This window comes from Streptomyces sp. NPDC086519, assembly GCF_040686075.1.
Taxonomy (GTDB): Bacteria; Actinomycetota; Actinomycetes; order Streptomycetales; family Streptomycetaceae; genus Streptomyces; species Streptomyces shenzhenensis.
In genome coordinates this window covers 1-13,463 of record NZ_JBFBJL010000002.1, presented here as the reverse complement: position 1 = coordinate 13,463, position 13,463 = coordinate 1, and the positions used below count along the sequence as shown (strand labels likewise).

Sequence of the window (13,463 nt, the reverse complement as noted above, 5' to 3'; positions counted from 1 at the left end):
ATGTCGGGCGACAGACAAAAGTCGCGCGTTCTGCTGTCGGCCAATACTGTCGCGGCTCTGATGACATGGCCGACAGGGTCGTCCCATGCAGCCGATCTTCGTTCTCGTGCACAGTCCGTCCGTAGGCCCCTCGACCTGGCGTCCCGTGGCCGAACACCTGACGGCGGCGGGACATCAGGTACGGGTGCCGTCCCTGCTGCACATCGGCACCGGTGCTCCGCCTTTCTGGCCCCGCATCGTCAGTGCCGTACGCGACGATCTCCGGCAGGTCCCGGCCGGCAGCCCCGTCACGTTGGTGGGACACAGCAACGCAGGCTTGTTCCTCCCGGCGATCCGCTCGGGCCTCGACCATCCGGTGACCGGCTCGGTCTTCGTCGATGCCGCGCTGCCGGCCCGCATCGGGCCGACCCCTGTCGCCGCACCCGAGTTGCTGGAGTTCCTCGGCCCGATGGCCGTGAACGGCAGGCTGCCACGCTGGACCGACTGGTGGGACGAGGCGGACGTCGCACCCATGTTCTCCGATCCGGCGATGCGACAGACGATCATCGAAGAGCAGCCCACCCTGCCGCTGTCCTACTACGAGCAGCGCATCCCGGTCCCTGACGGCTGGGACGACCATCCCTGCTCGTACTTGCTGTTCGGCCCTCCGTATGACGCCCTTGCCGCCGAGGCGCGCGAACGCGGCTGGCGTGTGGCACACCTGCCCGGCGCGCATCTCCATCAGATCGTCGATCCCGCCGGCACGGCCCGGCACCTCGTCGAACTTGCCACCACGAGGTGATCCACCTTCGCCACGCCCGAATGCGTCGCTCCGCCCGCCTGGCGACGGCAGGTTCTGCATGGGCATGGGCATGGGTCACCTCCGGTGCCGGGGCGCCCTGGCGGCCCCGGTGCCCGGATGCCGTTCCGCCGGGTGGGTGACAGACTGAGGTTTCTGAGTCGGGTGGCCGTGGCGGGGAGCACGGTCCCCTCGCCGGCCAGTCGGGACCTTCCATGACCTGTGAAGCGCGGTACTTCCCGGAGGAAACCGCTCTGCTGATCGTCGACCCGTACAACGACTTCCTGTCCGACGGCGGAAAACTGTGGCCCCGGGCGAAGGCGGTGGCGGAACGCATCGGGCTGCTCGACCACATGCGTGTCGTGCTGGCCACGGCCCGTGACCGGGGGCTCCGCGTCTTCGTCGTGCCGCACCACCGCACGACACCGGGCGACTACCGCACCTGGGAGCACCTGTCGCCGACCCAGCGGCGCATCGCTGCCGACCAGACGTTCGCCGAGGGCAGCTGGGGGGCCGAGTGGCACCCCGACTTCCGGCCGCGCGAGGACGAGATCGTCGTACGGCAGCACTGGGCCTCCAGCGGTTTCGCCAACACCGACCTCGACTTCATGCTCAAGCAGCACGGCGTCCGGAAGATCACGCTCATCGGCATGCGGGCCAACACCTGCGTCGACACCACCGCCCGCTTCGGGCAGGAGCTGGGCTACCACGTGACCCTCGTCCGGGACGCCATCGGTTCCTTCGGATGGGAGGAGATGACAGCGACGTTCGACCTCAACGCGCCCCTGTACGCCCACGCCGTGCTCACCACCGACGAGTTCGTCGGCCTCGTGGACGGCGGGGACGGCGAGGGCTCCCGGTAACGGCCGGCCGGGCCCACGAGGTGGGCGGTGCCGGCGGACGTGGAGGCGGTCATGGCTGCTGAGTCGAGCGCGGCGCACGGCGAACTGGCCGGGCAGACGGTCGTCGTGGTGGGCGGCAGCGCCGGCATCGGCCTGGAGGCGGCGCGGCAGGTGCGGGCCGCCGGCGGTGACGTGGTGCTCGTGGCGCGGAACGCCGAGCGCCTGCGACGGGCCGCGGACGAACTGCGCCCGCTGGGCACGGCCGTGCTCGACGCCCAGGACACCGCGCATCTGGAGCGCTTCCTCGGGGAGCTGCCGGGGCGGGTCGACCACGTGCTGGTGACGGCGGGCAGCCCGTCGTACACCCCGCTCAGCGAACTCGATCTCACCGACGCCGCCCGGGAGTTCGGCGGGCGGATCGCGATGATGCTGGCGGTGGCGCGGGCCGGCCGGGAGAAGGTCAGGGCCGGGGGAACGCTGTTGTTCATCGGCGGCACGGGCGGCCGGCGGCCCGCCCCCGGGATGGCCGTGATGGGCGCGGTCACCGCGGCGCTGCCGGCGCTCACCGCCAACCTGGCGCTGGAGGCCGCCCCGGTCCGGGTCAACCTCATCGCGGCCGGGTTCGTGGACACCCCCCTGTCCGCCACCCTCCTCGGCGACCAGCTGGAGGCGCGGCGCGAGGAGTTGCGCAAGACGCTGCCCATCGGCAGGGTCGTCGGCCCGGCGGACGTCGCCGCTCTCGCCCTGCACATCATGGTCAACGGCGCTCTCACCGGCGCCACTTACGACATCGACGGCGGCCAGCAGCTGCTCGCGCGCTGACCGCCGCCCGCATTTCCACGAGACGGGAGGCGCAGGCAATGGACATGAAACTGGAGGTTGTCGTGGTGCCGGTGGCAGACGTCGACCGGGCCAAGGACTTCTACACCACGCTGGGCTGGCGGCTCGACGCGGACGTCGCCGGCGACGGGGACTTCCGGGTGGTGCAGGTGACCCCGCCGGGCTCCCCGGCCTCGGTCATCTTCGGCTCGTCGGTCACCGACCAGTCTCCCGGCTCGGCGCGGGGCCTGCACCTGATCGTCGACGACATCAAGGCCGCCCACGACGAACTGGCCCAGCACGGCGCCGACCCCAGCGACGTGTTCCACGACGCCGGCGGGGTCTTCCACCACGCCGGCGCCGACGCCCGGGTGCCCGGACCCGACGGCAGTTACGGCTCCTTCCTGTCGTTCAGCGACCCGGACGGCAACGGCTGGCTCCTCCAGGAGGTCACCACCCGGCTGCCGGGGCGGCTCGACCCCGTGGTCACCACGTTCTCCTCGGCCGACGACCTGGCGGCCGCCCTGCGCCGGGCCGCGGCGGCGCACGGCGAGCACGAGGCACGCACCGGCGGCGAGGACCCGGACTGGCCCGCCTGGTACGCGCGGTACCTGGTGAGCGAGCAGGCCGGCACCGAACCGCCCTTGTGACCCCGGCGCGGGCCTGCCCTCCGCCCCTTCGACCTGCTGTGACGTGTCCCACGAGCTCTTGTCGTCACCCGTTCGCCGTACCTAAATTCGGTTATATGTCCGAGAAAGATGCCTCCCGCCCCGCCGAGCCGGTCGAGTTCTCCGTCGATCTCACCGGTCACGAGATGACCCGCCGGGCGCACGTCATGGCGGCGCTCGGCGACGACTGGGACCCCGTCGAGATGGTGCGGGGCGAGGAGGAGGCGTACGACATGCTGTACTCCGGCCTCGATCCGGAACAGCAGCGGCTGTACGACTCCCTCGTCGCCGCCGGTGTCCTTCCGCGCCGCGGGGACGGTGGAACCATCCGCGAGGGGTGAGGACGTCCCGGCGGCGGTGCCGAGCGGCCCAGGTTCCGCGGACCTGACGCGCCGCGGACCGGAACGTCCGAGCGCCGTGGACGAAACCGTGACACCACCGCCATGGAAGTCGCACCGGACCGGCCGCACAATCAGAAAAACCGAACACCGGCGCACGGCGGGGGAGCTGGCGGGCATGGAACTGGAACTGGGGTACGACCTGCTCGGGGGCCGGCTGCGCAGCATCGGGGAGACCGAGATCAGCTACGGCCGGTGGGGCGGTCGTCCCCGCGCGCTCGGACCGCATCCGCTGGAGTACGACCTGCTCGGCAGCCGGCTGCGCCGGATCGGCGACATCGAGATCGGCTACGGCCGCCTCGGCAGTGTTCCCCGAACGTTCGGGACCTGGGACGTCGACTGCGCCGCCTGGTCCGGGATCCCGCGGCGCATCGGGCCGTATCCGATCGACCACCCCAGGCTGAGCGGCCGGGCGCGCGGGATCGGTCCGCTCAGCGTCGAATACGACCTGCTGGGCAGCCGGCCCCGCCGCGTCGTCCTGCCCGCCGCCCTGCACGCCCTTCCCGACGACCTGCTGCGCGTCCTCTTCCTGGTCCTGCACCTTCAGACCGAACGCAACAGGAGGAACTCGTCCTCCGCCGCATAGGCGCATAGGCGCATAGGGGCGTGGGGTGTGGGCGCACAGTCGCCCCGCCGCACAGCGAAGGCCCGCACAGCGAAGGCCCGCCGGACGGTTCCGGCGGGCCTTCGGGGTGACTGCGGGTCAGGCCGCGGCCGCGTACTTCGGGCTGACGCCGTACTTGTTCTCCTCGGGCTTGCCGTCGGAGGCCAGCCAGACGAGCACGAAGATCCAGCCGACCAGCGGGATGATGGCGACCAGGATCGACCAGCCCGAGCGGCCGGTGTCGTGCAGGCGGCGGACCGCGACACCGAGGCTGGGCAGCAGGACCGCGAGGTTGTAGATCGCGGCGAGGGCGGCGAAGTGGATGGCGCTGCCGACGACCGTGAGCACGATCGCGATGATCACGTTGATCAGCGTGAACATCCAGTATTCCTGCCGGCGCGCGCGTCCGCTGAACACCACGTACTTCTTCAGTACGTCCACGTACCAGTTCATTACTCGTCCCCCCGGGGATCAAGGCTTGATTGGTTCCCCAGCAAATCAAGCCGACGTGGCCGGTTCCATCCAGATTGGCGTGCGCGGGACAACCGTTACCTTCTCGCCGCCGTACGGTGATCAAGGGTGGCCGAACGCATCCGCGCGGTGCGCGATAACGTCCTTTCGGCCATGGACATGCAGAAGCGGCCTGAGCGGCCGACACAGTCACAACCATCGTGGGCACAGCCGCAGCCCCCCGAGGGATGCCTGGTCGTCGCGATCAGGATCCCCGTGCGGATCGTCGTGTTCCTGGTGGTGCTGCCGGTACGCCTGCTCTGGGACGCCCTCGCCGCCGTCGCACGGTTCCTGTGGCAGTACGTCCTCGCACCGATCTGCCGTGCCATCGGCCGCGCCGTCGGTCTGCTCCTGCACGCCCTCCTCGTCGTCCCGCTGACCTGGCTCCACCGCCACCTGCTGACTCCGCTCGGCCACGCCCTGCGGTGGCTTTACGCGCGCGTGCTCACCCCGATCGGCCACGCGCTCGTACGGCTCCTCACGCCCGTCGTGGCAGCGGTCGTGAAAGCCGTCGCCTGGGTGGCCGGGGGACTCGCCGTCGGCCTGTACTGGACCGCGCGCGTGCTCCTCGTTCTGCCCGCCCTCGCCCTGTGGCGCTGGATCCTCGCCCCGGTCGCCCGCGTCCTCGCCATCGTCCTGCGCGAGACCGGGGAGGCGCTCGGCCACGCCTGGCGAGCCGCCGGGTACCTCGCACGTGCCGTCGGACGGGTTCTCGGGACCCTCTTCCGGTGGATCCTCCTGGAGCCCGCCCGCTGGGTGTACCGGACCGTCCTCACCCCGGTCGGACACGTCGTACGCGACCTCGTCCTGCGCCCGGCCGCCCAGGCCGCACGCGCGGTCGGCCGAGCCGCCCGTGCGATCGGCCGAGCCGTCCGCCAGGCCCGCGCCGACCTCCGCCGCGCCCTCTTCGGCGCCCCCGCCCGGCCGGCATCCGTGGACCGACGGGAACCTGTCGGCCGCGACACACGTACTCTTGACGAATAGAGCAGTACGCAGCCGTACGGCCGACGCGCCACCACGGCTGTGCGCACGAACATCACGAGAATCGCGAAAATCGCGAGATTGACGAGATTCACGAGAACCACGAGAACCACGAAGGACTGACGACACTGGGCAAGCGACAGCCCGAAGGCCCGCCGCCCGCACCCGCGGTGCAGCGCATCCGACTGCGCTACACCAAGCGCGGCCGCCTCCGGTTCACCAGCCACCGTGACTTCCAGCGCGCCTTCGAGCGGGCGCTGCGCCGCGCCGAGGTGCCGATGGCGTACTCGGCGGGGTTCACACCGCACCCGAAGGTGTCGTACGCCAATGCCGCACCCACCGGCACGGGCAGCGAGGCGGAGTATCTGGAGATCGCGCTCACCGCACGCCGCGACCCGGAGCGGCTGCGCGCCCTCCTCGACGAGTCCCTGCCCGCCGGGCTCGACATCGTCGACGCGGTCGAGGCACACACGTCCGGACTGGCCGACCGGCTCACCGCCTCCGTGTGGGAGCTGCGGCTGACCGGACAGGACCCCGCGGAGGCCGAGAAGGCCGTCGCGGTGTTCAACGCCGCCGAGTCCGTCGAGGTCCAGCGCACCACCAAGAACGGCGTCCGCACCTTCGACGCCCGCCCCGCCGTCGTACGACTTGAAACACAGAGTGAAACTGCTGATAGGCCGACCGACCAGCCCTGTGCGATACTGCGGCTGGTTGTTCGGCACGTGACGCCTGCCGTACGACCCGACGACGTCCTGTCCGGTCTCCGCGCCGTGGCCGACCTGGCGCCGCCGGTCCCCGCAGCGGTGACCAGGCTGGCGCAGGGGCTGCTCGATGAAGAGACCGGCACGGTGACCGACCCGCTCGCGCCCGACCGCGAGGCAGCGGAGGCCCTCTCGAAGGCCGAACCGACTGCCGCCGCGACGGTGCCGGCGTAGGGAAGGTCCCGCGAAGGACGTACGTCGTAGCGCCGCCCTCGTACTCGGGAGCCACCTGGGTCGGGCAGCGCACTGACCAGAAGACTTTCGCCAGGCCGTACGCGACAAGGCGTACGGAACCGGCGAGACAGGACACAGAGAGCTCCTGTGCGGCGCCCGCGCCCCACACGGCGGCACCGCGCACCGCGCGAGCCGCGGACGTCACCGGCGGTCGCTCGAACCGATCGACGCCGGACCAGGCGCGGCGCCCGGGAGCCTGACGGGAGAAACGCCCGCATGCTCGAACCGACCGAGCCCATCGAGGGCTCCGAACCGACCACCCCCAGCGACACCCTGCCGCCGCGCAGGCGTCGCCGTGCCGCGTCCCGGCCCGCGGGACCGCCCGCCGGAACCGAGGCCGTGGCCGAGACCACCGCGCCGGCCATACCGGCCGCCGAGACCTTCGATTCCGCCGCCGAGGCGACGGACGAGGCCGCCGAGACCCCTGAGACGGTCGAGGCCGTCGAGGTGGTTGAGGAGGCCGCGCCCGCTCCGCGTGCGCGTCGCCGTGCCACCCGCCGGGTGTCCGCGCCCGCCGGTGCCCCGGCGGACACCGGGGCCGAGGCGGCCGCGACGACGGTGCCCGCCGCCGACGTCGCCGCACTCGCCGAGACCACGGCCGCGGCCGAGACCGCCGTCGAGAGCGGCGAGGAGGCCACCCCGCCCCGTACGCGTCGCCGTGCCACCCGCCGCGCCTCCGCGCCCTCCGGTGCCCCGGCGGCTGCCGAGGTTTCCGACACGCCTGAGACGGTCGAGGCCGCCGAGACGGTCGAGGCTGTCGAGGAGGCCGTGCCCGCTTCGCGTGCGCGTCGCCGTGCCACCCGTCGGGTGTCCGCGCCCTCCGGTGCCCCGGCACCGGCCGAGGCCGTCGAGGAGGCCGCGGCCGCCGCGGCCGTGGAGACGACGCCCGAGACGGTCGAGGCCGCCGAGACGGTCGAGGCTGTCGAGGAGGCCGTGCCCGCTTCGCGTACGCGTCGCCGTGCCACCCGCCGGGCGTCCGCGCCCGCCGGTGCACCCGAGACCGCTGCCGCCGAGGCGGCCGTGACCGAGGTCCCCGCCGCCGAGGAGCCGCAGGCCCAGGCCGTCCAGACCCCGGTCGCCGAAACCGCCGAGGTTCCCGAGGCGCCGCGCCGTAGGCGTCGTGTCGCGCGGCAGGCCGCCACCGGGTTCTCCGAGCCCGCCGCCCCGGCCGTCGCCGTCGAGGAGGAGTCGCAGCGTCGCCCGGCCCGGCCCGCCGTCGCCGTCTTCCAGGCGCCCGTGTTCGCCGAGCCGAAGTTCCAGACCCCGCAGCGCGCCGCCGCCGAGGCGGCCGCCTCGGCCGCGGGCGCCGAGGAGCACGAGGAGTTCGAGGAGCCCGCGGTGGGCACGGCTGCCCCCGCACCCTCCGCCGCCACGGCGTTCGCCGCCGAACCGGCCGAGCAGGCCGACGCCGGTTCGCGCCGTCGGCGCCGCCGCCGGGGTGCCGTCGAGGAGGCCCCGGTCGCCGAGGCACCCGCCGAGCCCGAGGACGAGGCCGAGGAGCCGGAGGAGTCCGTCGAGGACGCCGCCGACGACGACGAGGCCGAGGAGGCCGGCTCCCGCCGGCGCCGCCGCCGTGGTGGCCGTCGCCGCCGCCGCGGTGACGCCGCTGACGGCGAGGGTGCCGACGACGGCACCGACGAACTCGCCGCCGAGCAGGCCGAGCAGGATGCCGAGGACACCGCCGAGCAGGAGGACGAGGACGACGAGGAGGCCCACGACGAGGCCGGCCTGTCCTCCTCCAGCAGCCGCCGTCGCCGCCGGCGTCGCAGGCGCGCCGGGGACACCCCCGACACCGAGCCCGGCGACGGCGACCCGGAGCGCACGGTCGTCAAGGTCCGCGAGCCCCGCAAACCCTCCGAGCCGTCCGACGAGGTCCAGTCCATCAAGGGCTCGACCCGTCTGGAGGCGAAGAAGCAGCGCCGCCGCGAAGGCCGCGAGCAGGGCCGCCGGCGCGTCCCGATCATCACCGAGGCCGAGTTCCTCGCCCGCCGCGAGGCCGTCGAGCGCGTGATGGTCGTACGCCAGCACGGCGACCGCACCCAGATCGGCGTCCTGGAGGACGGCGTGCTCGTCGAGCACTACGTCAACAAGGAGCAGTCGACCTCGTACGTCGGCAACGTCTACCTGGGCAAGGTCCAGAACGTGCTGCCGTCGATGGAGGCCGCCTTCATCGACATCGGCAAGGGCCGCAACGCCGTGCTCTACGCCGGTGAGGTCAACTTCGAGGCGCTGGGCATGGCCAACGGCCCGCGCCGTATCGAGGCCGCCCTGAAGTCCGGCCAGTCCGTCCTCGTCCAGGTGACCAAGGACCCGATCGGCCACAAGGGCGCCCGGCTGACCAGCCAGGTCTCCCTCCCGGGCCGTTACCTCGTGTACGTCCCCGAGGGCTCGATGACCGGCATCAGCCGCAAGCTGCCCGACACCGAGCGCGCGCGTCTGAAGACCATCCTCAAGAAGATCGTCCCCGAGGACGCGGGCGTCATCGTGCGCACCGCCGCCGAGGGCGCGAGCGAGGACGAACTGCGCCGCGACGTCGAGCGGCTCCAGGCGCAGTGGGAGGACATCCAGAAGAAGTCGAAGAACGGCAACGCCCCGACGCTGCTGTACGGCGAGCCGGACATGACCGTCCGGGTCGTCCGCGACATCTTCAACGAGGACTTCTCCAAGGTCACCGTCAGCGGTGACGAGGCCTGGGAGACCGTCCACGGATACGTCGCGCACGTCGCCCCCGACCTCGCTGGCCGGCTGTCGAAGTGGACCTCCGAGGTCGACGTCTTCGCCACCTACCGGATCGACGAGCAGCTCGCCAAGGCCCTGGACCGCAAGGTCTGGCTGCCCAGCGGCGGTTCGCTGGTCATCGACCGGACCGAGGCGATGGTCGTCATCGACGTCAACACCGGCAAGTTCACCGGTCAGGGCGGCAACCTCGAGGAGACCGTCACCAGGAACAACCTGGAGGCGGCCGAGGAGATCGTCCGCCAGCTGCGGCTGCGCGACCTCGGCGGCATCATCGTCATCGACTTCATCGACATGGTCCTGGAGTCCAACCGGGACCTGGTGCTGCGGCGCCTGCTCGAATGCCTCGGGCGGGACCGTACGAAGCACCAGGTGGCCGAGGTGACCTCGCTGGGGCTCGTCCAGATGACCCGCAAGCGCGTCGGGCAGGGCCTGCTGGAGTCCTTCTCCGAGACCTGCGTGCACTGCAACGGCCGTGGCGTCATCGTCCACATGGAGCAGCCCAGCTCCGGCGGCGGCGGTGGCGGCGGCAAGCGGAAGAAGCGCGGGCGGGGCGGCGACGGGCACGAGCACGACCACGAGGCGCACGAGATCCACGAGGTCGTCCCCGACGGGGCCCTGGAGCACGCCGAGGCCGTCCACGCGGTCGAGACGGCGGCGGAGATCGCGGCCGAGGCCGCCGAGCCCGTGGCGCTTCCCGCGCCCGACTTCGCGCCGGACGAGGAGCTGTACAGCAGCGTCGCCGAGGCGGAGGCCGCGGCCGGCCGCGGCCGTACCCGCCGCCGGGCGAGCCGCCGGGCCTCGGCTCCGGCCGGCGCGCCCAAGGGCCGTGCGGCACGCACCGAGACCGCGGGGACGGCCGTCGGGGCTGCCGGGGCCGAGGCGCCGACCGCGCAGGACGTCCCGGCCGCCGTCGAGGCCGAGCGCCCGGTGCTGCCGGAGCCGGCCGCCGCGGCGCTCGCCGAGCCGGCCGCCGCGGAGGACCTGGTGGTCGAGGCCCCCGGGGCCCCGGCCGTCGAGGAGGCCGAGGAGACCGCGCCCAAGGGCCGTACGCGCCGGCGGGCCACCCGGAAGGTGTCGGCGCCCGCCGGTTCCCCGGCCGGGGCCGAGGCGACCGTGGTGACGGTCGCCGCCGAGAGCGCCCCTGCGGCGGACACGTCGGCCGGGACACCGGCGGAGACGGCGCCGGAACCGGTCGCGGAGCCCGAGGCGGCCGCGGCCGCCGAGAGCGCCGCTCCGGCCCGCCCGCGCCGCCGTGCGGTGCGCAAGGCCACCGCGCCGACCGCGTCCGAGGAGGCGGCCGTCGTGGTCGTGCCGTCCGCGGAGACGCCGACGGCGGCCGAGGCCCCCGTCGGGGCTGCTGAGGCTCCCGCCGAGGCTGCTGAGGCGGCCGGGGAGACCGTCGAGGAGGCCGCCCCGGCCAAGAAGACGGCCCGCAAGACGGCCGCCAAGAAGACCGCGGCGAAGAAGACGGCCGCCAAGAAGACCGCTGCCAAGAAGACGGCCGCGAAGAAGACGACGGCCAAGACCGCAAAGACGGCCGCCGCCAAGTCGACGGCGAAGAAGACCACCACGGTCGCCACCGCCTCCGACGAGGGCTGACGCCCGGGCGCGGGGCCGGTCCACGTGACCGGCCCCGCGCTCTGCGGGACCCGGACCGAGTGACCGGCCCCACACCCCCTGGGCCCGGTTTGACCCCCTCGGCCACCGCCCCGTAACCTTGACCGTCGGCGTGTCCATGGATATGAGGACGCGCCACATCCCCGTAAACCTCTTCCTCCGGAGCACAGGGTGTTCCGGAGAGGCGGCCCGCGTTCGCCGGGCTGCTGGACTGCGGGGGTGCCGTTCCCGAGCGAGAGAGTGAGATCCGCGTGTACGCCATCGTGCGCAGCGGTGGTCGCCAGCACAAGGTTGCTGTCGGCGACATCGTTGAGGTTGACAAGATTTCCACCGCCAAGGTTGGCGACACGGTCGAGCTCTCGACCCTGCTCGTTGTCGACGGCGACGCTGTGACCAGCGACCCGTGGGTGCTGGCCGGCATCAAGGTCCAGGCCGAGGTCGTGGACCACCACAAGGGCCAGAAGATCGACATTCTGCGCTACAAGAACAAGACCGGCTACCGCCGTCGTCAGGGCCACCGCCAGCAGTACACGGCGATCAAGGTCACTGAGATCCCCGCGGCTGCGAAGTAAGGGACTGAGGAGAGATGGCACACAAGAAGGGCGCATCGTCCACCCGTAACGGTCGTGACTCCAACGCTCAGCGCCTCGGCGTGAAGCGCTTCGGCGGTCAGGTCGTCAACGCGGGCGAGATCCTGGTCCGTCAGCGCGGCACCCACTTCCACCCGGGTGCGGGCGTCGGCCGCGGCGGCGACGACACGCTGTTCGCGCTGCAGGCCGGCTCGGTGCAGTTCGGCACCCACCGTGGCCGCAAGGTCGTGAACATCGTTCCGGTCGCCTGAGCTTCGTCCAGGCCTTGAGCCTGGGCTTCAGACCGAACGTTTCGCGAGGCGGACCTCACTTCCCGATCGGGAAGGCGGGTCCGCCTTTCGCGTGTTGACATTGGTATTACCCCGTAAGCAAATGGAGGCACTGCACCATGACCACCTTCGTGGACCGCGTCGAGTTGCACATCGCCGCGGGTAACGGAGGCCACGGCTGCGCCTCCGTGCACCGGGAGAAGTTCAAGCCGCTCGGCGGCCCCGACGGCGGCAACGGCGGCCGCGGCGGCGACGTCATCCTGACCGTCGACCAGTCGGTGACGACTCTCCTCGACTACCACCACTCCCCGCACCGCAGGGCCACCAACGGCAAGCCCGGCGAGGGCGGCAACCGAGCCGGCAAGGACGGCCAGGACCTCGTCCTGCCGGTGCCCGACGGCACGGTGGTGCTGGACAGGGCCGGCAACGTCCTCGCCGACCTCGTCGGCCACGGCACCTCCTACGTCGCCGCCCAGGGCGGCCGCGGCGGCCTCGGCAACGCGGCCCTCGCCAGCGCCCGCCGCAAGGCCCCCGGCTTCGCGCTGCTCGGCGAGCCCGGCGACCTCCAGGACATCGTCCTGGAGCTGAAGACCGTCGCCGACGTGGCCCTGGTCGGCTACCCGAGCGCCGGCAAGTCCTCGCTGATCTCCGTGCTGTCCGCCGCCAAGCCGAAGATCGCCGACTACCCGTTCACCACCCTGGTCCCCAACCTCGGCGTGGTGACCGCCGGTTCCACCGTGTACACCATCGCCGACGTGCCCGGGCTCATCCCCGGCGCCAGCCAGGGCAGGGGCCTCGGCCTGGAGTTCCTGCGCCACGTCGAGCGGTGCAGCGTCCTCGTCCACGTCCTGGACACCGCGACCCTGGAGTCCGAGCGCGACCCGGTCTCCGACCTCGACGTCATCGAGGAGGAGCTCAAGCAGTACGGCGGTCTCGGCGACCGGCCCCGGATCATCGTCCTCAACAAGATCGACGTCCCCGACGGCAAGGACCTCGCCGAGATGGTCCGCCCCGACCTGGAGGCCCGCGGCTACCGCGTCTTCGAGGTGTCCGCGGTCGCCCACCTGGGCCTGCGCGAGCTGTCGTTCGCGCTCGGCGAGCTGGTCGGCCAGGCCCGCGCGGCCAAGCCCAAGGAAGAGGCGACCCGGATCGTCATCCGGCCCAAGGCCGTGGACGACGCCGGTTTCACCGTCACCCAGGAGGACGCCGGCCTCTTCCGGGTGCGCGGCGACAAGCCCGAACGCTGGGTCCGCCAGACCGACTTCAACAACGACGAGGCCGTCGGCTACCTCGCCGACCGCCTCAACCGCCTCGGCGTGGAGGAACAGTTGATGAAGGCGGGCGCCCGGGCCGGCGACGGCGTCGCCATCGGTCCCGAGGACAACGCCGTCGTCTTCGACTGGGAACCGTCCATGATGTCCGGCGCCGAGATGCTCGGCCGCCGCGGCGAGGACCACCGCTTCGAGGAGCAGCGGCCCGCCGTGCAGCGCCGCCGCGACCGGCAGGCCGAACGCGACGAGTCCCTGGGCGAGTACAGCGACTTCGACCCGTTCGAGTAAGAACGGCTAACACAATGAGGTACATCAGCCCTGGTGGCCGTGCCTCGTAGGCGAGTTGGGCGTTGTCCGGGCCGTGGGGACTTCACCGTGGATC

At 72.4% G+C, this 13,463-nt stretch carries 13 protein-coding genes; 12 read left to right on the top strand and 1 reads right to left on the bottom strand.

The genetic code is table 11. The annotated features are described in order from the left end of the window. The first annotated feature begins 85 nt into the window (after positions 1-85). From AB0P24_RS02335 to AB0P24_RS02310, 6 genes are all read left to right on the top strand, one after another. A complete protein-coding gene (locus AB0P24_RS02335; RefSeq protein ID WP_365790204.1) occupies positions 86-781 on the top strand; it encodes an alpha/beta hydrolase in 696 nt (231 codons plus the stop codon). Between the two features lie 212 nt (positions 782-993). Beyond that, positions 994-1,641 carry an isochorismatase family cysteine hydrolase gene (locus AB0P24_RS02330; RefSeq protein ID WP_365790202.1) on the top strand — a complete coding sequence of 216 codons (648 nt, stop codon included), beginning with the start codon at positions 994-996 and terminating at the stop codon, positions 1,639-1,641. 51 nt (positions 1,642-1,692) lie between these two features. Then, a complete protein-coding gene (locus tag AB0P24_RS02325) occupies positions 1,693-2,442 on the top strand; it encodes an SDR family oxidoreductase (RefSeq protein ID WP_365790200.1) in 750 nt (249 codons plus the stop codon). A gap of 44 nt (positions 2,443-2,486) precedes the next feature. Next, entirely contained in the window at positions 2,487-3,089 is a 603-nt protein-coding gene (locus AB0P24_RS02320; protein ID WP_365790198.1) for a VOC family protein, read from the top strand. A gap of 95 nt (positions 3,090-3,184) precedes the next feature. After that, the gene (locus tag AB0P24_RS02315; protein WP_365790196.1) at positions 3,185-3,448 is read left to right on the top strand and encodes a DUF6400 family protein; all 264 of its coding nucleotides are present in this window, start codon (positions 3,185-3,187) and stop codon (positions 3,446-3,448) included. A gap of 175 nt (positions 3,449-3,623) precedes the next feature. Further along, positions 3,624-4,091 (top strand): hypothetical protein, encoded by a 468-nt coding sequence (locus AB0P24_RS02310; protein ID WP_365790194.1) that lies wholly within the window; start codon positions 3,624-3,626, stop codon positions 4,089-4,091. A gap of 117 nt (positions 4,092-4,208) precedes the next feature. Here the strand turns inward: AB0P24_RS02310 and AB0P24_RS02305 are convergent, their stop codons facing one another. After that, on the bottom strand, positions 4,209-4,562 hold the full coding sequence (locus AB0P24_RS02305) for a DUF805 domain-containing protein (RefSeq protein WP_365790191.1): 354 nt from the start codon (positions 4,560-4,562) through the stop codon (positions 4,209-4,211). A gap of 177 nt (positions 4,563-4,739) precedes the next feature. Between AB0P24_RS02305 and AB0P24_RS02300 the strand changes: the two genes are divergently transcribed. The 6 genes from AB0P24_RS02300 (at position 4,740) to obgE (ending at position 13,369) form a co-directional block, all read left to right on the top strand. Continuing rightward, the gene (locus AB0P24_RS02300; RefSeq protein WP_365790656.1) at positions 4,740-5,603 is read left to right on the top strand and encodes a hypothetical protein; all 864 of its coding nucleotides are present in this window, start codon (positions 4,740-4,742) and stop codon (positions 5,601-5,603) included. 167 nt (positions 5,604-5,770) lie between these two features. Continuing rightward, complete coding sequence (locus tag AB0P24_RS02295) at positions 5,771-6,535, top strand: TIGR03936 family radical SAM-associated protein (protein WP_365790189.1); 765 nt, start codon at positions 5,771-5,773, stop codon at positions 6,533-6,535. 276 nt (positions 6,536-6,811) lie between these two features. Beyond that, entirely contained in the window at positions 6,812-10,933 is a 4,122-nt protein-coding gene (locus AB0P24_RS02290) for an Rne/Rng family ribonuclease (RefSeq protein WP_365790187.1), read from the top strand. Positions 10,934-11,202: 269 nt separating this feature from the next. Further along, entirely contained in the window at positions 11,203-11,523 is a 321-nt protein-coding gene (rplU, locus tag AB0P24_RS02285) for a 50S ribosomal protein L21 (RefSeq protein ID WP_004931419.1), read from the top strand. Between the two features lie 14 nt (positions 11,524-11,537). Beyond that, the gene (gene rpmA, locus AB0P24_RS02280; RefSeq protein WP_010041940.1) at positions 11,538-11,792 is read left to right on the top strand and encodes a 50S ribosomal protein L27; all 255 of its coding nucleotides are present in this window, start codon (positions 11,538-11,540) and stop codon (positions 11,790-11,792) included. Between the two features lie 137 nt (positions 11,793-11,929). Continuing rightward, complete coding sequence (obgE, locus tag AB0P24_RS02275) at positions 11,930-13,369, top strand: GTPase ObgE (protein ID WP_365790185.1); 1,440 nt, start codon at positions 11,930-11,932, stop codon at positions 13,367-13,369. Positions 13,370-13,463: the final 94 nt, after the last annotated feature.